18 protein-coding genes and 1 pseudogene are annotated in these 20279 nt (G+C 74.3%); 9 read left to right on the top strand and 10 right to left on the bottom strand.

Annotated elements, in window-relative coordinates:
- Together ACIO9K_RS17005 and ACIO9K_RS17000 are read right to left on the bottom strand one after the other, a co-directional pair.
- The gene (locus tag ACIO9K_RS17005; RefSeq protein WP_363624635.1) at positions 1 to 324 is read right to left on the bottom strand and encodes a hypothetical protein; all 324 of its coding nucleotides are present in this window, start codon (positions 322 to 324) and stop codon (positions 1 to 3) included.
- 59 nt (positions 325 to 383) lie between these two features.
- A complete protein-coding gene (locus ACIO9K_RS17000) occupies positions 384 to 1253 on the bottom strand; it encodes a MurR/RpiR family transcriptional regulator (RefSeq protein WP_363588063.1) in 870 nt (289 codons plus the stop codon).
- A 205-nt stretch (positions 1254 to 1458) separates the two neighbouring features.
- Between ACIO9K_RS17000 and ACIO9K_RS16995 the strand changes: the two genes are divergently transcribed.
- Positions 1459 to 1878 (top strand): hypothetical protein, encoded by a 420-nt coding sequence (locus ACIO9K_RS16995; protein ID WP_400330475.1) that lies wholly within the window; start codon positions 1459 to 1461, stop codon positions 1876 to 1878.
- Between the two features lie 125 nt (positions 1879 to 2003).
- Here the strand turns inward: ACIO9K_RS16995 and hutH are convergent, their stop codons facing one another.
- On the bottom strand, positions 2004 to 3587 hold the full coding sequence (hutH, locus tag ACIO9K_RS16990) for a histidine ammonia-lyase (RefSeq protein ID WP_363624631.1): 1584 nt from the start codon (positions 3585 to 3587) through the stop codon (positions 2004 to 2006).
- A 157-nt stretch (positions 3588 to 3744) separates the two neighbouring features.
- Between hutH and fdhD the strand changes: the two genes are divergently transcribed.
- Entirely contained in the window at positions 3745 to 4614 is an 870-nt protein-coding gene (gene fdhD / locus ACIO9K_RS16985; RefSeq protein WP_363588069.1) for a formate dehydrogenase accessory sulfurtransferase FdhD, read from the top strand.
- On the opposite strand, the gene ACIO9K_RS16980 is transcribed toward fdhD, so the two are convergent.
- Positions 4604 to 5803, bottom strand: a complete 1200-nt coding sequence (locus ACIO9K_RS16980) for a macrolide family glycosyltransferase (RefSeq protein WP_400330470.1) — start codon at positions 5801 to 5803, stop codon at positions 4604 to 4606. The two genes, fdhD and ACIO9K_RS16980, sit on opposite strands and share 11 nt — an antisense overlap.
- 127 nt (positions 5804 to 5930) lie before the next feature.
- Here ACIO9K_RS16980 and ACIO9K_RS16975 point away from each other — a divergent pair, with 127 nt between their 5' ends.
- Positions 5931 to 6527, top strand: a complete 597-nt coding sequence (locus ACIO9K_RS16975; RefSeq protein ID WP_363588073.1) for a TetR/AcrR family transcriptional regulator — start codon at positions 5931 to 5933, stop codon at positions 6525 to 6527.
- Between the two features lie 613 nt (positions 6528 to 7140).
- On the opposite strand, the pseudogene ACIO9K_RS16970 reads toward ACIO9K_RS16975, so the two are convergent.
- From ACIO9K_RS16970 to ACIO9K_RS16960, 3 genes and pseudogenes are all read right to left on the bottom strand, one after another.
- Positions 7141 to 8367: pseudogene (locus ACIO9K_RS16970) on the bottom strand (diguanylate cyclase domain-containing protein); the annotation flags it as partial.
- A gap of 347 nt (positions 8368 to 8714) precedes the next feature.
- Positions 8715 to 9839 (bottom strand): adenylate/guanylate cyclase domain-containing protein, encoded by a 1125-nt coding sequence (locus ACIO9K_RS16965; protein WP_363588075.1) that lies wholly within the window; start codon positions 9837 to 9839, stop codon positions 8715 to 8717.
- Positions 9840 to 10008: 169 nt separating this feature from the next.
- Positions 10009 to 10902 carry a biotin--[acetyl-CoA-carboxylase] ligase gene (locus tag ACIO9K_RS16960; RefSeq protein WP_363624625.1) on the bottom strand — a complete coding sequence of 298 codons (894 nt, stop codon included), beginning with the start codon at positions 10900 to 10902 and terminating at the stop codon, positions 10009 to 10011.
- A 241-nt stretch (positions 10903 to 11143) separates the two neighbouring features.
- Between ACIO9K_RS16960 and ACIO9K_RS16955 the strand changes: the two genes are divergently transcribed.
- The 5 genes from ACIO9K_RS16955 (at position 11144) to ACIO9K_RS16935 (ending at position 15980) form a co-directional block, all read left to right on the top strand.
- Positions 11144 to 12733: an acyl-CoA carboxylase subunit beta gene (locus ACIO9K_RS16955; RefSeq protein ID WP_350877319.1), complete on the top strand. Its 1590-nt coding sequence runs from the start codon at positions 11144 to 11146 to the stop codon at positions 12731 to 12733.
- Positions 12734 to 12758: 25 nt separating this feature from the next.
- Positions 12759 to 12980: an acyl-CoA carboxylase epsilon subunit gene (locus ACIO9K_RS16950; protein WP_363588079.1), complete on the top strand. Its 222-nt coding sequence runs from the start codon at positions 12759 to 12761 to the stop codon at positions 12978 to 12980.
- Between the two features lie 137 nt (positions 12981 to 13117).
- Positions 13118 to 13243, top strand: coding sequence for a morphogenic membrane protein MmpB (gene mmpB, locus ACIO9K_RS16945; RefSeq protein ID WP_279634918.1), 126 nt, complete (start codon positions 13118 to 13120; stop codon positions 13241 to 13243).
- Between the two features lie 73 nt (positions 13244 to 13316).
- Entirely contained in the window at positions 13317 to 13916 is a 600-nt protein-coding gene (locus ACIO9K_RS16940; protein ID WP_400330463.1) for a nucleoside triphosphate pyrophosphatase, read from the top strand.
- Positions 13917 to 14204: 288 nt separating this feature from the next.
- Entirely contained in the window at positions 14205 to 15980 is a 1776-nt protein-coding gene (locus ACIO9K_RS16935) for a biotin carboxylase N-terminal domain-containing protein (protein WP_363580282.1), read from the top strand.
- A gap of 78 nt (positions 15981 to 16058) precedes the next feature.
- Here ACIO9K_RS16935 and ACIO9K_RS16930 read toward each other — a convergent pair whose 3' ends face one another.
- Together ACIO9K_RS16930 and ACIO9K_RS16925 are read right to left on the bottom strand one after the other, a co-directional pair.
- Positions 16059 to 17015 carry a DeoR/GlpR family DNA-binding transcription regulator gene (locus ACIO9K_RS16930; protein WP_400330531.1) on the bottom strand — a complete coding sequence of 319 codons (957 nt, stop codon included), beginning with the start codon at positions 17013 to 17015 and terminating at the stop codon, positions 16059 to 16061.
- Between the two features lie 236 nt (positions 17016 to 17251).
- On the bottom strand, positions 17252 to 18700 hold the full coding sequence (locus ACIO9K_RS16925; protein ID WP_400330460.1) for an NAD(P)H-quinone dehydrogenase: 1449 nt from the start codon (positions 18698 to 18700) through the stop codon (positions 17252 to 17254).
- 99 nt (positions 18701 to 18799) lie between these two features.
- Between ACIO9K_RS16925 and ACIO9K_RS16920 the strand changes: the two genes are divergently transcribed.
- Positions 18800 to 19237: a gamma-glutamylcyclotransferase gene (locus tag ACIO9K_RS16920; protein ID WP_363580278.1), complete on the top strand. Its 438-nt coding sequence runs from the start codon at positions 18800 to 18802 to the stop codon at positions 19235 to 19237.
- Positions 19238 to 19249: 12 nt separating this feature from the next.
- Here ACIO9K_RS16920 and ACIO9K_RS16915 read toward each other — a convergent pair whose 3' ends face one another.
- Positions 19250 to 20230: a hypothetical protein gene (locus tag ACIO9K_RS16915; protein WP_363624619.1), complete on the bottom strand. Its 981-nt coding sequence runs from the start codon at positions 20228 to 20230 to the stop codon at positions 19250 to 19252.
- Positions 20231 to 20279 lie beyond the last annotated feature (49 nt).

Below are 20279 nucleotides of genomic sequence, written 5' to 3'. Positions count from 1 at the left end.
TCAGGCCGCGGCGTCACCGTCCCAGTCGATGCCGATCTCGGCGAGCCAGCGGCGGTCGGCGGCGTCGGGGGCGGGCGGGGTCGGCGGGCGGGGGATGTTCTGGACCGGGCCTAGGCCGTACTTCTCGGCGGCCGCGGCGGCGGCGCGGGCGTCGGGTTCGATGACGCCGACGTGCACGGCGGACTCGTCTCCCGGGTCGAGGACGGTCAGTTCGGGATCGGGCAGGCGCCGCAGGGTGACGCGGCGTCCGCAGGTGGGGCAGGACCATTCGTCGACACCCGAGGCCAGGCGGGCGACGAACTTCATCTCGTGGATCACGCGCATGGGCGGCACCCCCTGCTGTAGGGGATGCCCGGGTTCGTGACGGCTACTCCCCGCCGTGTCTACTCCAAAAACAGGCCACGTGCCGCGGCGGACTGCTCGATGGCCTCCAACCTGGCCTCCGCGCCCGGGAGTTCGTCACACATACGCTGCAACAGCACCCGGCCGAGCATCATCGGCGCGCACGCGGTGTCGAAGACCAGCCCGGTGCCGACGGCGGCCGGCAGCATCAGGTCGGAGAGCTTGGCGACCGGCGCGAAGGCGCTGTCGGCGACGGTCAGCACCGTCAGCCCGCACTCGCGGGCCACCACCAGCGCGTCCATCAGCTCCCGCGGGTAGCGCGGCAGCGCGAAGCAGAGCAGCGCGGTGGCCCCGGCCGCGGCGGCCTGTTCCAGCCGGTCGGCGAGCATGCTGCCGCCCTCGTCGAGGAGGCGGATGTCCGGGTGCACCTTGGCGGCGAAGTAGGCGAAGCCGCGCGCCTGCGCGGAGGCGGCCCGCAGGCCGAGCACCGGCAGCGGGCGGGAGGCGGCGAGCAGCCGGGCGGCGCGGGTGATCGGCTCGGGGTCGGCGAGGAGTTCGGCGAGGTGGCGCAGGTGGGCGATCTCGGCGAGCACGGCCTGCTGGTGCTCGTTGCGCACCGCGTCGTCGGGGGTCTCCGGCGCGGCGGTCTCGCCCGCGCCGAGTTCGCGCAGCTGCTTGCGCAGCGCCGGGTAGCCGTCGTAGCCGAGGGCGACCGCGAAGCGGGTGACGGACGGTTGGCTGACGCCGGCGAGTTCGGCGACCTCGACGCTGGAGAGGAACGGCGCCTCGGTGGCGTGCCGGACCAGCGAGTGCGCGATCCGCCGCTGGGTCGGGGTCAGTCGGTGGCCTTCGAACAGCTGGAGCAGCCGGGCGGAGGGGCCGACCGTGCCGGCCTCGTCGGTGGCGGTCATCAGCGGTACCTCCGGATGCGAGCGATTCGGACGACGACTGTGCAGCAGTGCGTCGCGCCTGGCAAAGACGTCTCGTACGGCGGGACGCCGGGTGAGACGGCCCGAGCGGGTGGGAGCTCGGGGTAACCCTGAATTCTCCCTGAACCCGCCCGGATTCCCCCACCGACGGATGGACCGCGCCCCGGCGCGGGCCCAGGCTGGTCCCATGGACACTCGCCAGGACGACCTGCGGCGCGACCTCGACGCCGCCCTGCACGCTCGCAAGGAACTCGGCAAGGAGTACGAGCCGGAGCTGGTCGACTCGTTCCTGAGCCGCCTGGACGCCCGGTTGGACGCCCGGGTCGAGCGCCGGGTGGCCGAGCGGATGGACGACTACGAGCCCGCGCACCGGCGCCGACCCCACCGCCCGGGGCCGGGGCTCGGCCTCCCCGGCAACCGGCTTGCGGTGATCTCGCTGGTCCTCGGCATCCCGCTGACCGCGATCGCGGCCAGCCTGCAGAGCGGCGGCTTCATCGGCCTGATCGTCAGTTGGGCGGGCATCGTCGGGGTCAACTTCGCCGCCGCGTTCGGCAACCGCCGGGACCGGGACGAGCCGCGGGCCCGGTCCCGGGACGACTGGGACTGAGCCCCGCCGCCCGCACCGGACCCGACGGCCCGTCACGCCGAACGCACCGAACGCACCGAACGCACCGAACGCACCGAACGCACCGAACGCACCGAACGCACCAGGTCACGCCAGGTCACACCAGCTCAGGCCAGCGGCCCGGTGACCCGCTCCACCGCCCGCACCAGCTCCCCGGAGGCGACCAGCGCGGCCGCCGCCTCCAGGTCCGGCGAGAGGAAGCGGTCGCGGCCGGCGCCGCCGACCCCCGCCTCCCGGGCGGCGGCCATGGCGGCCGTGGTGGCCGGGGCCGTGCGGCCCGCGCCGTCGGCCTGCTGGCGGATCTCCAGGGCGCGGGCGGCGGCGGTGAGTTCGACGGCGAGGATCCGGCCGAGGTTGTCGACGGCCTGGCGCAGCTTGCGGGCGGCGGACCAGCCCATCGACACGTGGTCCTCCTGCATCGCGGAGGACGGGATCGAGTCGACCGAGGCCGGGACGGCGAGCCGCTTGTTCTCGCTGACCAGCGCCGCCTGGGTGTACTGGGCGATCATCAGGCCGGAGTCCACGCCGGGGTCGTCGGCCAGGAAGGCCGGCAGGCCGTGCGAGCGGGCCTTGTCGAGCAGTCGGTCGGTGCGGCGCTCGGAGATCGAGCCCAGGTCGGCGGCGGCGATGGCGAGGAAGTCCAGCACGTACGCGACCGGGGCGCCGTGGAAGTTGCCGTTGGACTCCACCCGGCCGTCCGGCAGCACCACCGGGTTGTCGACCGAGGCGGCCAGCTCGCGGGAGGCGACCAGCTGGGCGTGGGCGAGGGTGTCCCGGCCGGCGCCGGCCACCTGCGGGGCGCAGCGGATCGAGTAGGCGTCCTGGACCCGCGGCGCGTCGTCCTGGTGGTGGCCGGTGAGGCCGGAGTCCTTGAGGACGGCCAGCATGTTGGCGGCGCTCAGCGCCTGGCCCGGGTGGGGGCGGATCGGGGCGTGCAGTTCGGGGGCGAGCACCTTGTCGGTGCCGAGCAGCGCCTCCAGGGTCATCGCGGCGGTGATGTCGGCGGTGGTGTACAGCCGCTGCAGGTCGGCGATGGCCATCACCAGCATGCCGAGCATGCCGTCGGTGCCGTTGATGAGGGCCAGGCCCTCCTTCTCCAGCAGCTCGACGGGCTCGATGCCGGCGGCGGCGAGCAGTTCGGCGGCGGGCTTCTCCACGCCGTCCGGGCCGGTGGCCACGCCCTCGCCCATCAGGACCAGCGCGCAGTGCGACAGCGGCGCGAGGTCGCCGGAGCAGCCGAGCGAGCCGAACTCCCGGACCACCGGGGTGATGCCCGCGTTGAGCAGGGCGGCCATGGTCTGCGCGACCAGCGGGCGCACCCCGGTCCGGCCGGAGGCCAGCGTCTTCATCCGCAGGAAGACGAGTGCCCGGACGACCTCGCGCTCGACGGCCGGTCCCATCCCGGCCGCGTGCGAGCGCACCAGCGACCGCTGGAGCTGCGCCCGCAGTTCGGGGCTGATGTGCCGGACGGCGAGCGCGCCGAATCCGGTCGACACGCCGTAGACGGGGCGCGGTTCGGCCGCGAGGGCGTCGATCCGTGCCCGCGCCGTCGCCATCTCGGCGAGCGCGTCGGGGCCTATCTCGACCCGGGCGTTCCCCCGGGCGACGGCCAGCACGTCCTCGGCGCTGACGTCGGCCTTGCCGACCTGGACCAGCGGAGCGTCGGGGGCCACAGCACTGTGCATATCCATATACACCATCACATCAGGTGAATGAAGATATGACAACAGGTGGTCGCCATCCGGAACGGCCACGATCGCACGCCCCGTACCGGCCGGCAGGACTTTCCCCCGGGCCGCCCCGTGCCGCACGCTGGTGCCCACGGACACGCACGGAGGTGGCAGGGCGATGACGCGGGCGACGGCACGGCGCCGGGTGGTGCGGCTGCGGGGGGACGAGCGCGGGGTGCGACCGGACTCGCTGGCGGCGGAGGAACCGCTGGAGATCCGGCTCGGCGGCGAGCCGCTGACCGTCACCATGCGCACCCCCGGGCAGGACTTCGACCTGGTGGCCGGGTTCCTGGTCGGCGAGGGGCTGGTGCACACCTCCGAGGAGCTCGCCGCCCTGCGGTACTGCGCCGGGACGGACGAAGCCGGCGCCAACACCTACAACGTCGTCGACGCCACCCTGCGCGGCGCCGCCCGCGCGCTGCCGCTGTCCGCACACCGCAACCTGCTCACCACCAGCGCCTGCGGCCTGTGCGGCCGGGACACCGTGGACGCCGTCCGCACCCACGTCCGCCACCCGGTGGGCGAGGACCCGCTCACCGTCCCGCCGTCCCTGCTGTACGGCCTGCCGGACCGGCTGCGGGCCGCCCAGCGCACCTTCGAGTCCACCGGCGGCCTGCACGCGGCCGGCCTGTTCGACGCCGCCACCGGCGAACTGCTCTGCGCCCGCGAGGACGTCGGGCGGCACAACGCGGTGGACAAGGTGGTCGGCTGGGCGCTGCGCGAGGGCAGGCTGCCGCTGACCGGGCACGTCCTGCTGGTGAGCGGCCGGGCCTCGTTCGAGCTGACCCAGAAGGCCGCGCTGGCGGGCGTCCCGCTGCTGGCGGCCGTCTCGGCGCCGTCCTCGCTCGCGGTGGACCTCGCCGAGGAACTGGGCCTGACCCTGGTCGGCTTCCTGCGCGGGGAGGGCGCGAACGTCTACACCCGGCCGGACCGGATCACCGCGCCCTCCCCCGCCACGTCCTCCCCCGCCGCGCCGGTCACCCCCTGAGCTCGGCCTCGATCAGGTCCGCCGCACGGGCGGTGCCGCCCTCGGCCCGGCCGGCGGCGGCCAGCGCCTTCAGCCGTTCGGCCACCGCCGGGTCACCGACCAGTTCCAGCAGCGCGCCGCGCAGCGCCTCCGGGGTGGCCTCCCCGGTGTCCAGGCGGCGGGCGACGCCGAGCGCCACCAGCGCGTCCGCGTTGGCGTACTGGTCGGCGGCCTGCGGCACGGCGATCATCGGCACGCCGTGGTACAGCCCCTCGCTGGAGCCGCCCATGCCCGCGTGGGTGACGAAGGCGTCCGCCTGCGCGAGCACCGACAGTTGCGGCACCCACCGGTGCACCTCGACGGTGTCCGGCACCTCGCCCAGGTCGGCCAGGTCGGTGTGCGCGCCGACCTGGAGCACCGTGTGCCAGCCGGGCAGGTCGCCGAAGGCCTGGACGCAGGCCCGGTAGAACGCGGGCTGGTGGGTGAAGGCCGAGCCGAGCGAGACCAGCAGCACGTTCTCGGCGGCGGCCGGCCGCCGCCACTCCCCCTGGTGGGCGCGGTCGCCGAAGCACGGCCCGACGAAGCTGACGCGCCGCTCGTCGACCCGGTCCGCGTTGGGCTGCAGGGCGCGCGGGATCAGGGCGACGGCCCGCACCGGGCGGCCCTTGAAGGCGTCCACGTCGCGTTCCACCGCCCCGGCCTCGGCCAGCCAGTCGGCGAACCGCCGGTGGTGCCCGGCGCCGCCGGGCCCGTTGCGGATCGCCTCCAACACCTCCGCGAGGTCCTGCTCGAAGCCCTCCCAGGCGACGAAGGCGGGCGACAACTGCACCACCGGCACGCCCAGCCGCTCGCCGAACGCCCGCCCGGCGAAGCCCGCGATGTCGTGGAGCACCAGGTCGGGGCGGTCGTCCGCGAAGGCCTCCAGCAGGACGGGGTGCATCGCGAGGGCGTCGTCCAGGAACACCTCCTGGATCGCCACCGGGTCCTCCGGCCACCCGCTCGGGTCGTCGGCGAGCGGCAGCCGCGTCGGGTACGGGACGAGGCGGGCACCGGTGGACTCGACGGCCTCGGCGAAGGAGGCGTCGTTGACGTAGCTGACCCGGTGGCCCCGGGCGACCAGTTCGGCGATCACGGCGAGGCTGGGGTTGACGTGCCCGTGGGCCGGGACCGAGACCATCAGGATGTGGGCGGGGTGGGCGGAGCGGGTCATGGGGCCTCCAGGGTTCAGAACAAGACGAGACGATCCGTCTCGCTGGCGCCCCTCCAGCATGATCCCGGACCCGACGCCGCGTCAAGACGATACGTACCGTCTCGCTACTTCGCTTAGAATTTCCGCCATGGCCCACAGAACCGCCCCCGATCCCGCCCGCCGCAGCGAACGCTCCCGCGCCGCCGTCCTCGCCGCCGCCTCCGAACTCGTCGCCGAGGTCGGCTTCGGCAAGCTCACCATCGAGGCGATCGCCGCCCGGGCCGGCGTCGGCAAGCAGACCATCTACCGCTGGTGGCCGTCCAAGGGCGCCGTCGTCTTCGACGCCTTCCTCGCCACCAACGAGCACGAGGGCGGCCTCGACCTCCCCGACACCGGCGACCTCGCCGCCGACCTGCGGACCGTCCTGCGCCCCACCACCGCCGAGCTCACCGACCCCGCCCTCGACCGCAGCTACCGCGCCATCACCGCCGAGATGCTCAACGACCCGGCCCTGTACGCCGAGTACCGCACCCGCCTGCTGAACCCGCTCCTCGACGTCACCCGCGCCCGCCTGCACAGCGCCCGCGAGGCCGGCCAGCTCGCCCCCGACGCGGACCTCGACCTCGCCCTCGAACTCCTCTACGGCCCGCTCCACTACCGCTGGCTCTACCGGCTCGGCCCGCTCGACCCCGCCTACGCCGACCGCCTGGTCGAGGCGGTCCTGCGCGCCCTCGGGCCGGCCTGACCGCGCCGACCAGCCGCCCCCGGCCTCACACCACCGGGGGCGAGGCCGCGCCCGCCAGGGCGACGGCCACCAGGGCGCGCATGGCGAAGGCGGCCTGGCCGAGCGGCAGGGTGGCGTCGTCGGCGAAGAGCTCGACCAGCCAGCCGCCGGCCGGGTTCTGGCCGCCGGCGGCGACCATGCCGCGGTAGCCGGAGACGACCAGCATGGCCTCCTCGGCCGGGTCGTTGCCGGCCGCGCCGGCGCGCAGGGCGAAGGCGCCGCCGCGGACGGCGCGGCGGGTCATCGGGTAGTGGCGCAGGTCGAAGACGGCGTCCGGGGCCTCGATCTGGGCCCGCTGGGTCTCGGCGCGGGTGCTGCTGGGGCCACTGGTCATCCGATAGACGGCGTGCTGGGCGGTGCGCATGAGGTGGGAGCCGGGCGGGACGTAGGAGACCCACCAGCCCACGGCGTCGAGCAGCCGGGCGGAGGCCTCGGCGACGACGACGAGCTTGCCGAGGGTGTCGGCGGGGTGGACGGCCCGGGCGGCGGCGGCCTGGTCGAGGGCCGCGAGGACGGCGGTGAGCAGCTGGCCCGGGTCGGCGCTGTGCGCGGCGCCCCGGAAGCGCCGCCGGTCGCCCGCTCCGGCCCGGCCCGGGCGGGCGCGTCCGTCGGCCCGGTGGTGCGGGTCGGCGGCGTCGGCGAGCAGCACGGTGGGGTCGGGCGAGAAGCCGGGGCCGTGGCTGCGCCCGGCGACGACGGGGTGGGCGGCCCGGGCGGCCTTGGCCCGGTACTGTGCGGCGTCGGCGAGCCGGAAGAGCCGGTCTGGGGTGGTGACCGGGCCGATGGAGTCGCCGGTGGAGGCGACGCCGCAGGCGACGCCCTCGCCTTCGGACAGGGCCAGGGCCCTGGCGCAGAGCTCCTCGGCGACGGCGACGACCTCGTCGGCCTTCTGCCCCTCGGCGAGCAGGCAGAACTCGTCGCCGCCGAGGCGGGCGGCGAGGCTGCCGGGGAGTTTGGCCGCGGCGACCGAGAGCTGGTGGGCGAACCGTTCGAGCAGCCGGTCGCCCATTTCGTGGCCGAGCTGGTCGTTGACCCGCTTGAGGCCGTTGACGTCGCAGACGACGAGCGAGACCACGGTGTTGTCCCGGTTGTGCGCCGTGAGGGCGCTCTCCAGCCGGGCGTCGACGGCGCGCCGGTTGGCGAGGCCGGTGAGCGGGTCGGAGAAGGCGAGTTTGCGCAGGTCGGCGAGGCGTTCGGTCTGGGCGAGGCCGGCCGAGATCTGGGCCGCGAGCAGGGTCGCGTAGTCGGCGTCGGCGGCGACGAACCCGGGCTTCCCGACGCTGCGGGCCAGGTACAGCTCGCCCCAGGCCTGCCCGTGCAGGACGATCGGGGCGACCACGCAGCAGGCGCGGCCACGCCGGCGCAGCGCCGCGGCGCGTTCCTGGCAGTACGCGCCGGCGGTGGGGTGGGTGTGCCCGGCGTGCGGTTCGGCGTTCTCGGCGGTCTGCAGCCAGGCCCGAGGGAGGCGCCCGGTGGTCCAGCGCTCGTCCAGATAGGTGACGATCTCGGGGAAGTCGGCGACGGGGTAGGACTCGTCCTCGGGCAGTTCCTCCTCGCCGGGCGCGAGCTCCCCGTGGTTGACCAGGACTCGGAGCCGGCCGGATTCGCGGTCCCAGACGGAGACGGCCGCCATGGTCGCCCCGAGCGCCTCGGTGGCGCGGGCGGCGGCGGCCCGGACGGCCTCCAGCGGGGTGAGCGCGCGGGCCATGTCCTGGGCCAGCTCGACCACGGACTGCAGCCGCAGGTCGGGCAGTTGGCCGGCCGGTTGCGGGCCGCCGCAGTCGCAGCCGCGGTCCGTCATGATCGCCTCGCTGCTCACCGGCTCGCCTCGCTCCCTGTGCCCGGTCCTGCCGGACCCCCGACGGCGGCCGCACCCACCCGGCCGCTTTCACCAAGACTATGGCGGTTTCGTTCGGTTATGCCCCGTTTGCCGGGGCGGACCCGCAACCGGCCGTACGGGTTTCAACCGTTCGGCACCCCAAGCATCGGGACCGGCCCGGGGCCACGTCCTGGAAAAGGCCGGGGAAGGCTGGAAAGGCCCGGGAAAAGCCGGGAAGGGCACAGGAGAAGACCGGAAGGGACCCGGACGAGAGCGGAAAGGCTCCAGGAGAGGCGCGAGAAGGGCCCGGGAGGGGCAGCGGCGGAGACCTACTCCGGCTTCAGCCGCCGCGACAGCAGCCACGGCTCGACCAGTCCGAGCCCGCGCACCGGCCGGCGCCACATCGGCTGCAGGTGGAACCGGTGCCCGGCGTCCAGGCCCGGCACCGGCAGGCCCGAGGCGGGCATCCCGGCGGCGGCCGACAGCGCCTCGGCGAGGCCGGGGCCGTCCGCGTCCGGCGGGGCCACGCTGCCGTACTGCTCCAGCGCGGCGGCGAACTCGCCGTCGATCAGCACCGCGTCCTTGGGCGCGATCGAGGTGAGCCGGCTGGCCAGGTTCACGGTGGTGCCGAAGACGTCGCCCATCCGCGAGGTGACCGTGCCGAAGGCCATGCCGACCCGCAGCGCGGGGATGGTCTCGTCCTCGGCGAGGGCCTCGATCAGGCTGAGCGCGATCTCGGCGGCGGTGACCGGGTCCTCGGAGACGTAGAGGATCTCGTCGCCGAGGGTCTTGATGACCCGGCCGCCCTGCCCCGCGATCAGGTCCGAACAGGTGTTCTCGAAGGTCTCGACGAGTTCGCCGAGCTCCTCCTCCTCCAGCCGCCGCGACAGCCGGGTGAAGCCGACCAGGTCGGCGAAGCCCACCGCGAGGCGGCCGCTGGTGATCTCGTTGTCCTCGGCGGCCTGGACCACCCGGCCGGTGACGGCGGCGAGCTGGCGGCGCCAGACGTACACCAGGAACTGCTCCAGCTCCGGCAGCAGCAGCTCGACCAGCGGGTAGGCGACGTCGGCGCGGGTCAGGCCGGGTTCGACGGCCTGGGTGAGGTTCTCCAGGAAGGTGTCCATCTGCCAGCCGGCCAGCCGGGCGGTGGTCTGGCCGGTGGAGCGGGCCACCTGGATCGCCATCGACTCGCTGAGCAGGCCGGACTCGACCAGGCCGGCGAGCCGGCGCAGGGCGATCACGTCGCCGTCGGTGAGGGCCCGGGACTGGCCGATGTCGGGGAAGCCCATGGCCCGCCAGAAGCGGGTCGCCAGCTCCATCGGGACGTCGGCGGCCCGCGCGGCCTGGTACGGGGTGTAGCGGCGTGGCGCGTCCAGGATCAGGCGTTCCAGTTCGAGCGCGACCGTGGGGTCGTGGGTCCCCGATGTCGCGCCGCTGCTGCCGTCCTCTGCCACCGGTCCGTCCCCGTGCGGTCGCCGCACTCGCCTCGTGTCCTGCCTGTCCGGGCGCGCCCGCCACCCGGCGGGCAGTGGCGCGCCTCACACCGCTGCCAGGTGGAATGTTCGCACGGAATCGCGCGATCCGGGGCATCAGCCCGGGTCAAGGAGAGGTGAAGAGTGCCGTTCAGCGGGGCTCGGGGCGCACGTGGACGACGTCCCCCGCGCCGACCGCCCGGCGTGCGCCGTCGGGGGTGCGGACCACCAGGCGGCCGTCGCCGTCGATCGCCACCGCCTCGCCGACCAGCTCCCGGTCGCCCGGCAGGTGCACCTTCACCTGGCGGCCGAGCGTGGTGCAGCGGTCCGCGTAGGCGCGGAGCAGCTCGCTGGTGTGCGGGTCGCCGGCGGCGGCCGTCCAGGTGCGGTACAACCCGGCGAACTCGCGCAGCAGGGCGCGCAGCAGGGTGGACCGGTCGGTGACCTCGGCGCCGGCCAGCGCGAGCGAGGCGGCGGTGGGGACGGGCAGTTCGGGCTCGCGCAGCGAGACGTTGATGCCGAGGCCGGCGACCACGGCGCCGCCGCTCAGCTCGGTGAGGATGCCGCCGAGCTTGCGCTCCGCGCCGTCGACCTCCACCTGGAGGTCGTTGGGCCACTTCAGCCCGACCTCGACCCCGGCGACCCGGCTCAGCGTGCTGGCGGTGGCCACCCCGACCAGGATCGGCAGCCAGCCGTAGCGTTCGACCGGCACCTCCTCGGGACGCAGCAGGACGGACAGGAACAGCCCGGAGCGGGCCGGGGCGCTCCACTGGCGCTCCAGCCGGCCGCGCCCGGCGTTCTGCACCTCGGCGACCAGCACCGCGCCCTGCGGGGCGCCGGCCCGGGCGCGGGCGGCGAGGTCGTTGTTGGTGGAGCCGGTCTCGGCGACGACGTCCACCGAGGTCCAGAGCCCGTCCGGGACCAGCAGGTCGCGGCGCAGCGCCGCCTCGTCCAGCGGCGGACGGTCCAGGTCGGTCCACGGCGACGGCCCGGCGTGGCCGAAACCGCGCAGTCCACTGCGGCGGGGGGAGTCGGGTGCGGTCATGGTCCAGAACACTAGGGGGTGTGCGGACGCCGGGGGCGTAGGCCGCCCCATCGTCCCGCAGAACGCGCGTTGACACACTGTGTCGATGGCCATAACGCCAGGACGTGACGTCCGGGCCCGCGCGCTGGCTACGCTACCCAACGGTAGTTCGCAGCGCCGCCCTGCCCTCATGCGCGGGCCCCCACTCCGGCCCGCGCGCACTCGAACAGGTCGCGGCCCATGGATCAGGGAGAGCCACCGGATGACCGAGGCGCCGTACGACCCCCACACCACCGCCGGCAAGCTCGCCGACCTGCGGCGCAGGCTCGACGAGGCGGTGCACTCCGGCTCCGCCGCGGCCGTGGAGAAGCAGCACGCCAAGGGCAAGCTGACGGCCCGCGAGCGGGTCGCGGAGCTGCTGGACGAGGACTCCTTCGTCGAGTTCGACGAGTTCGCCCGGCACCGCTCGACGAACTTCGGGCAGGAGCGGAACCGCCCGTACGGCGACGGCGTGGTGACCGGCTACGGCACCGTGGACGGCCGCCAGGTCGCCGTCTTCGCCCAGGACTTCACCGTGTTCGGCGGCTCCCTGGGCGAGGTGTTCGGCGAGAAGATCGTCAAGGTGATGGACTTCGCGCTGAAGACCGGCTGCCCGGTCATCGGCATCAACGACTCCGGCGGCGCCCGGATCCAGGAGGGCGTGGTCTCGCTCGGCCTGTACGGCGAGATCTTCCGCCGCAACGTGCACGCCTCGGGCGTGATCCCGCAGATCTCGCTGATCATGGGCCCCTGCGCGGGCGGCGCGGTGTACTCCCCCGCGATCACCGACTTCGTGGTGATGGCCGACCGGACCTCGCACATGTTCATCACCGGCCCGGACGTGATCAAGACCGTGACCGGCGAGGACGTCGGCATGGAGGAGCTGGGCGGCGCCCGCACCCACAACAGCAAGTCCGGCAACGCGCACTACCTGGCCACCGACGAGAAGGAGGCCGTCGAGTACGTCAAGAGCCTGCTCTCGTACCTGCCCTCCAACAACCTGTCGGACCCGCCGTCCTACCCCGAGCAGGCGGACCTCACCGTCACCGACGAGGACCTCGAACTCGACGCCATCGTGCCGGACTCGGCGAACCAGCCGTACGACATGCGCAAGGTGATCGAGCACATCGTCGACGACGGCGAGTTCCTGGAGACCCAGCCGCTGTACGCGGGCAACATCATCACCGGCTTCGGCCGGGTCGAGGGCCAGTCCGTCGGCATCGTCGGCAACCAGCCGATGGACCTGGCCGGCTGCCTGGACATCAACGCCAGCGAGAAGGCCGCCCGCTTCATCCGGACCTGCGACTCCTTCAACATCCCGGTGCTGACCTTCGTCGACGTTCCCGGCTTCCTGCCCGGCACCGAGCAGGAGTGGGACGGCATCATCCGCCGCGGCGCCAAGCTGATCTACGCCTACGCCGAGGCGACCGTCCCGCTGATCACCGTGATCACCCGCAAGGCCTTCGGCGGCGCGTACGACGTCATGGGCTCCAAGCACCTGGGCGCCGACCTCAACCTGGCCTGGCCGACCGCGCAGATCGCGGTGATGGGCGCGCAGGGCGCGGTCAACATCCTGCACCGGCGGGAGATCGCCGAGGCCGGGGCGGCGGGCGGCGCCGAGCAGAAGCGGGCCGAGCTGATCGCCTCGTACGAGGACACCCTGCTGAACCCGTACCTGGCGGCCGAGCGCGGCTACGTGGACGCGGTGATCCCGCCGAGCGAGACCCGCCGGCACATCGTCCGGGGTCTGCGGGCGCTGCGCGGCAAGCGCGAGGTGCTGCCGCCGAAGAAGCACGGCAACATCCCCCTGTAGGCCCCCGTCGGGAGAGAATTGAGCCATGGCCCCGATCCACGTGCTGCACGGGCAGCCGACCCCCGAGGAGCTCGCCGCCGTCCTGGCGGTGGTCCAGGCCCGGGCCGCCGCCGCGCAGGCCGCCGCCGAGGCGGCACGCCTGGCCGGTGCCGGCCCGGCCGCCCCCTGGAACGACCGCTCCCGCCTGTTCCGCCCGGCCGTCCACCCGGGCGTCAACGCCTGGCGGACGTCCGGCTGGGCGAGCTGATCCGCCGGGTGCGGAGCGGGAAGTCGGCCCGTCCGACTTCCCACTCCGCACCCGTTCGGGCCCGTCCGCCCGGATTGCCCGAAAGCTGAGTACGGATACTCAGGCGCCCGGGGCCGGGCACGGCGCACCCTGGACGTGTGCTCTGGTCAGACCCCCGCGACGAGCCCTCCCCGGAGGCCCGCCGGATGATGGAGCGGCTGCACCGGGCCGGCCGGGTGCTCGCCGCCCTCGCGATGGTGGCCGCCGTCCTCCTCCTGCTGTGACCGCCGCTGATCCGACTGCGGTGACCGTCGTTCACCCGAACGGCGGACACCGGCACCCCCTACCCTGAGGGGCATGACCGACCAGCGCATCCTCGTCCTCGCCTCCGCCTCCCCCGCCCGCCTCGGACTGCTGCGCCAAGCGGGCCTCGACCCGCGCGTGGTGGTCAGCGGCGTCGACGAGGACGCGATCAGCGCCGCCACCCCGGCCGAACTCGCCCTGGTGCTGGCCGAGGCGAAGGCGAAGGCGGTCGCCGCCGAACTGACCGGCGGCGAGCTGGTGATCGGCTGCGACTCCGTCCTGGAGCTGGACGGCCAGGCCCTCGGCAAGCCCGCCGACGCCACCGAGGCGCTCGCCCGCTGGCAGTCGATGCGCGGTCGCGCCGGGGTGCTGCGCACCGGCCACTGCGTGATCGACACCGCGACCGGCCGGCAGTCCTCGGCGACCGCGTCCACCACCGTCCGCTTCGGCACCCCGGACGACGCCGAGATCGCCGCCTACGTGGCCTCCGGCGAGCCCCTGCACGTCGCCGGGGCGTTCACCCTGGACGGGCGCTCGGCGCCGTTCATCGAGGGCATCGACGGCGACCCGGGCAACGTCATCGGCCTCTCGCTGCCGCTGCTGCGCGCCCTGCTCGCCGACCTGGACGTCCGGCTGGTCGACCTCTGGGCCTGACGGCCGGGCCCGCGGGAGCGCGGCGCCCCGCCGCCCGTTCCACCGTCCTTTGAGCCGCCCGCGCGAGAGTGTGTCCGATGCCACCGGGGCACCGGACAACGCCCGGTCACCCGCTGTGGATCCGGCCGGTTCGACCGCACCGGCCGCGACCTGCGGCGTCACCGGACGGGCGGTCGACGGGCCCCGGAAATTCATCACCGTCCGTGTGGGATAGTTCACAACCTGGGGCTACTCGCCGGTACCGCCCAGGAATCCATAAACTCGACCAGGTTCAAGAAGGGAGCCACAGTGCGCAAGGTGCTCATCGCCAACCGCGGGGAAATCGCCGTCCGCGTCGCCCGGGCCTGCTCGGACGCCGGTATCGCCAGCGTCGCCGTCTACGCCGAGCCGGACCGGGATGCGCTGCACGTCCGCGCGGCCGACGAGGCTTACGCGCTGGGTGGAGACACCCCCGGCACCAGTTACCTGGACATCGCCAAGGTCCTGAAGGCCGCGGCGGACTCCGGGGCCGACGCCATCCACCCCGGCTACGGGTTCCTGTCGGAGAACGCCGACTTCGCCCAGGCCGTCCTCGACGCGGGCCTGACCTGGATCGGCCCGCCCCCGCAGGCCATCCGCGACCTCGGTGACAAGGTCACGGCCCGGCACGTGGCGCAGCGCGCCGGCGCGCCGCTGGTCGCCGGCACCCCGGACCCGGTCTCGGGTGCCGACGAGGTGGTCGTGTTCGCGCGGGAGCACGGCCTTCCGGTCGCCATCAAGGCGGCCTTCGGCGGCGGCGGCCGCGGCCTCAAGGTCGCCCGCACGCTGGAGGAGATCCCGGAGCTGTACGAGTCCGCGGTGCGCGAGGCCGTCGCCGCCTTCGGCCGCGGCGAGTGCTTCGTCGAGCGCTACCTGGACAACCCGCGGCACGTGGAGACCCAGTGCCTCGCGGACAAGCACGGCAACGTGGTGGTCGTCTCCACCCGTGACTGCTCGCTCCAGCGCCGGCACCAGAAGCTGGTCGAGGAGGCGCCCGCGCCGTTCCTGACCGCCGAGCAGAACGCCGAGCTGTACCGGGCGTCCAAGGCCATCCTGAAGGAGGCCGGCTACGAGGGCGCCGGGACCTGCGAGTTCCTGGTGGCGCTGGACGGCACGATCTCCTTCCTGGAGGTCAACACCCGGCTGCAGGTCGAGCACCCGGTCACCGAGGAGGTCACCGGACTCGACCTGGTCCGCGAGATGTTCCGGATCGCCGACGGCGAGGAACTGGGCTACGGCGACCCCGAGGTGCGCGGCCACTCGTTCGAGTTCCGCATCAACGGCGAGGACCCGGGTCGGGGCTTCCTGCCCGCGCCCGGCACCGTGACGCTGTTCGCGCCGCCGTCCGGCCCGGGTGTCCGGCTGGACTCCGGCGTGGAGACCGGCTCGGTCATCGGCCCGGCCTGGGACTCCCTGCTGGCCAAGCTGATCGTCTCCGGCCGGGACCGCAAGCAGGCCCTGGAGCGGGCCCGCCGCGCGCTGAACGAGTTCAAGGTGGAGGGCATGGCCACCGCCATCCCGTTCCACCAGGCGGTCGTCACCGACCCGGCGTTCGCGCCCGAGGTGCACGGCGGCGAGGGCCCGTTCACGATCTACACCCGCTGGATCGAGACCGAGTTCGACAACACCATCCCGCCGTTCGCGGGCGCGGCCGGCGACGGCGAGGAGGCCGAGGGCCGCGAGACCGTCGTGGTCGAGGTCGGCGGCAAGCGGATCGAGGTCTCGCTGCCGTCCTCGCTGGGCGTCTCGGCGGCCCCGGCGGCCGGTGCCGCGGGTGCCGCGAAGGCCAAGCGCCGGGTGGGCGCCAAGAAGGCCGGTTCGGCCGTCAGCGGTGACACCCTGGCCTCGCCGATGCAGGGCACCATCGTCAAGGTCGCCGTCGAGGAGGGCCAGGTCGTCGCCGAGGGCGAGCTGATCGTGGTCCTGGAGGCGATGAAGATGGAGCAGCCGCTGAACGCGCACAAGGCGGGCACCGTCGTCGGCCTCAAGGCCGAGGTGGGCGCGAGCGTCAGCAGCGGCGCCGCGCTGTGCGAGATCAAGGACTGACACGCTCCCTGGAGCACCGGCCGGCCCGTACCCCCTCGGGGGTGCGGGCCGGCCGCGTTCGCGCGGCTGTACGGGCCCTCAGCGCCCGCGCGGGAGGCCCAGCTCGGCCAGCCGGGCCGGCATGCCGCCCGGCCCGGCCGGACCGCCGTGCGCGCCCGGCCGGCGCTGGCCGGGCAGCGGGGCGCCGCCGGGGGGCGGGGCGGGGCGGCGTGCCAGCGGGCCGGGCTGGGTCTGGTGGACGGGCCCGCTGCCGGTGCCGTGCACCGGGGCGTCCCCGGTGGGGGCGGCGCCGAGCGGCGCCAGGTCGATCTGCACCCCGCAGTCGGCGATCGCGTCGAGTTCCCGGGCGGTGCCGTCGTCGGCGGTCGCCTGCTCGTCCGTGACCAGCCGGGTGATGTTCTCGGTGGGCACGGTCTGGAACATGGAGTCCGCGCCGAGCTTGGTGTGGTCGGCGAGGACGATGACCTCGTTGGCCGACTGCACCAGCGCCCGGTCCACGCTCGCGGACAGCATGTTGGCGGTGGACAGGCCCCGCTCCGCGGTCAGCCCGCTGCCGGAGATGAAGGCCTTGGAGACCCTCAGCCCGTGCAGGGACTGCTCGGCACCGCTGCCGACCAGCGCGTAGTTGGAACCCCGCAGGGTGCCGCCGGTCATCACCACCTCCACCCGGTTGGCGTGCGCCAGCGCCTGGGCGACCAGCAGCGAGTTGGTGACCACGGTGAGGCCGGGCACCCTGGCCAGCCTGCGGGCCAGCTCCTGGGTGGTGGTGCCGGCGCCGACCACCACCGCGTCCCCCTCCTCCACCAGGCCGGCGGCGAGGTCCGCGATGGCGCTCTTCTCCGCCGCGGAGAGGTGGGTCTTCTGCGGGTAGCCGGGTTCGCGGCTGAAGCCGCCGGGGAGCACCGCGCCGCCGTGCCGGCGGTCGAGGAGCCCTTCTGCCTCCAGGGCCCGTACGTCGCGGCGCACGGTCACTTCGGAGGTCTGGACGACGCGGGCCAACTCCCGGAGCGAGACCGCTCCGTTGGCGCGCACCATTTCGAGGATCAACTGGCGACGTTCTGCTGCAAACACAGAACCGACGGTAACGTGCGTGACCGTCTGCTTTCAGGCGTTTGCAGCTAGTAGCTGGAATTGCTCACGCAAGAGCGGCGCGTGACCGTACAATACGCGCCGTCAGCAGCCCGGGACCGCGCCCGCCGTCCGGGTGACGATCACTCCTGCGCGAAGGGCGGCCGCCGATCGGCAGCCGCCCTCAACTGTGCGCCGGAGGTTCAGGATTCGCCCTCGACCCGCTTGCGGATGTGCAGCTGCCGGGCGGCCTCGGCGGTCGAGCCGGAGACCGACGGGTAGACGGTGAAGGCGCTGGCCACCTGTTCGACGGTCAGATTGGCGTCCACCGCGAGCGCGATCGGGTGGATGAGCTCGCTGGCCCGCGGGGCGACGACCACGCCGCCCACCACGATGCCGGTGCCCGGGCGGCAGAACAGCTTCACGAAGCCGTCCCGGATGCCCTGCATCTTCGCCCGCGGGTTGCCGCGCAGCGGCAGCTTGACCACGACCGCGTCCATCTTGCCGCACTCCACATCGGCCGCGGTGTAGCCGACGGTGGCGATCTCCGGGTCGGTGAAGACGTTGGAGGCGACGGTCTTCAGGTTCAGCGGCTGCACCGCGTCGCCGAGCGCGTGGTACATCGCGATCCGGCCCTGCATGGCCGCCACCGAGGCGAGCATGAAGACGCCGGTGCAGTCGCCGGCCGCGTAGACGCCCGGGGCGCTGGTGCGGGAGACCCGGTCGACCTGGATCTGGCCCCAGTCGTTGAGCTTGACCCCGGCCTCCTCCAGGCCCATCTCCGCGGTGTTGGGGATCGAGCCGACCGCCATCAGGCAGTGCGTGCCCTCGATCACCTTGCCGTCGGCGAGGGCCACCTCGACCCGGTCGCCGATCCGCTTGACGCTCTCGGCGCGCGAGCGGCCCATCACGTTCATGCCGCGGCGGCGGAAGACGTCCTCCAGCACCTCGGCGGCGTCCGGGTCCTCGCCCGGCAGCACCCGGTCACGGCTGGAGACCAGGGTGACCTTGGAGCCGAGCGCCTGGTAGGCACCCGCGAACTCCGCGCCGGTCACACCGGAGCCGACCACGATCAGCTCGCGGGGCAGCTCATCCAGGTCGTACACCTGGGTCCAGGTGAGGATCCGCTCGCCGTCCGGCTGGGCGTCCGGCAGCTCGCGGGGGTGGGCGCCGGTGGCGATCAGCACCGCGTCGGCGCGCAGCGACTGGACGGTGCCGTCCGGTGCGTCCACCAGCACCTCGCGGGAGCCGTCCACCGCCTGCCCGCCGCCGCCGAGCCGGCCGCGGCCCCGCAGCACGGTGACCCCGGCCCGGGTGACCGACTGGGTGATGTCGTGGGACTGCGCGATCGCCAGTCGCTTCACACGGCGGTTGACCTTGCCCAGGTCCACGCCGATGACCTTGGCCGCGTCCGCGGCCTCGTCCTGCGCGACGGTGATGCCCAGTTCCTCGTACGAGCTGTCGAAGGTGGTCATCACCTCCGCGGTCGCGATCAGGGTCTTCGACGGCACGCAGTCGGTGAGCACCGCCGATCCGCCCAGACCGTCGCGGTCGACGACGGTCACCTCCGCGCCGAGCTGCGCGGCCACCAGCGCAGCCTCGTAGCCGCCGGGTCCGCCACCGATGATCACGATCCGAGTCACGTGCACCATTGTCCCGCACGCCGGGAGCGCCGCCACGCCGGGGTCCGGGCTTCCGTGCGATCGCCCGGTCGCCACGGACCGTCCACCGGCCGGGCTAGTCTTCCCCCCATGCCCCTTTACGCCGCGTATGCCACCAACCTCGATGCACGGCAGATGACCCGCCGCGCCCCGCACTCACCACTGCGCGGCACCGGGTGGCTGGACGGCTGGCGGCTCACCTTCGGTGGTGAACAGCTCGGCTGGGAGGGCTCGTTGGCCACCGTCGTCGAGGACGGCAAGGACCGGGTCTTCGTCTCGCTGTACGACGTCGCGCCGATGGACGAGGAGGGCCTGGACCGCTGGGAGGGCGTCCAGCTCGGCATCTACCGCAAGATCAAACTGCGCGCGCAGACCCTGGACGGCGACACCCCGGTCTGGACGTACGTGCTCAACGACTACGAGGGCGGCCTGCCCGCGGCCCGCTACCTCGGCCTGGTCGCCGACGCCGCGGAGAGCGCCGGCGCCCCGCACGACTACGTGATGGACCTGCGCCGCCGCCCCTGCTAGCCCCTGGCCCCGCTAGCTCCGGCCCGCGGCCCAGCCGCGGGCCGTCTGCGCCAGCACCCCGGCCACCTCCGCGCGGCGGGCCGGCTCGGTGCGCAGCCCGTTGCCCAGCTCGACGTGCAGCCACGGCACGCCGAGCCCGGCCGCGAACCGGCCCTCGACGTTGGTGGTGCCCCCGAGCTGCCCGCACTTCTCCCGCCAGGCCCGGCAGGCCGCGTACCCGGCCCTGGACAGCCCGGTGGCGGTCAGCTCGGCGGCCGGGCCCGGCTGGCCGGCGCCGCTGGAGACCACCGCGTCCTGCCCGGGCAGGCTGCCCTCGTCGAAGCCGTGCACCTGGATGCCGGGCAGGCCGCGCCCGGTGAGCGCCTCGACCACCGCCGCGAAGACCGTGTCGGCGCGGTGCGCGACGTCCGAGGCGCCGTCCGCCCCGGCCCGGCGGTGCGCCCCGGCGAGCACCAGCACCCCGCCCGGCTCGGCCCGGAAGAGGTCCACCCCGAGCGCCTCGGTACGGGCGTCCGAGACCGGGTGGGGCACCTGCACGGACCAGCCCGCCCGGGCCGAGAGGTCCAGGTAGACCCGGCCCCAGCCGCGGCTCCCGGAGTCCGTGCCGTCGGCGATCTCCGCCACCCGGCGGCCGGTCGCCGCCTCGGTGAACTCGGTGAGCCGGTAGCCGACCCGCGCCAGCGAGCGCCCGGCCTGCTCGGCCTGCCCGTCCAGCGCGTCGAGCACGCCGTCGGCGATCGCCCGGCGCTGCCCGGCGTCCGGCGCGGTGTACGGGCCGCCCGGGGTGAACCCGGCGGTGTACCCGTCGACCAGGGCCGCCAGGTCCACCGGGGCGGGCCCGGTCGGTCCGCTCCGGCCCGCCGCGGTGCCCGCCGCCGACGGCCGCCCGTCGGAGCCGCGCACGGCCAGCGTCAGCACCGCCGCGAGCGCCGCCAGCACCAGCAGCACCGCCACCGACAGCAGCAACGGGCGTCGCGAACCCCGAGTCTCCATGGCCGTCGAACCTACCGTGCCGCCCGCCGCGGACCGCCGGGGGCCACCC

Source organism: Kitasatospora sp. NPDC087271 (assembly GCF_044744605.1).
In the GTDB taxonomy this organism is placed as follows: domain Bacteria; phylum Actinomycetota; class Actinomycetes; order Streptomycetales; family Streptomycetaceae; genus Kitasatospora.
Note: the sequence above shows the minus strand (reverse complement) of the source record. Positions and strands in the feature narration are given on the sequence as shown.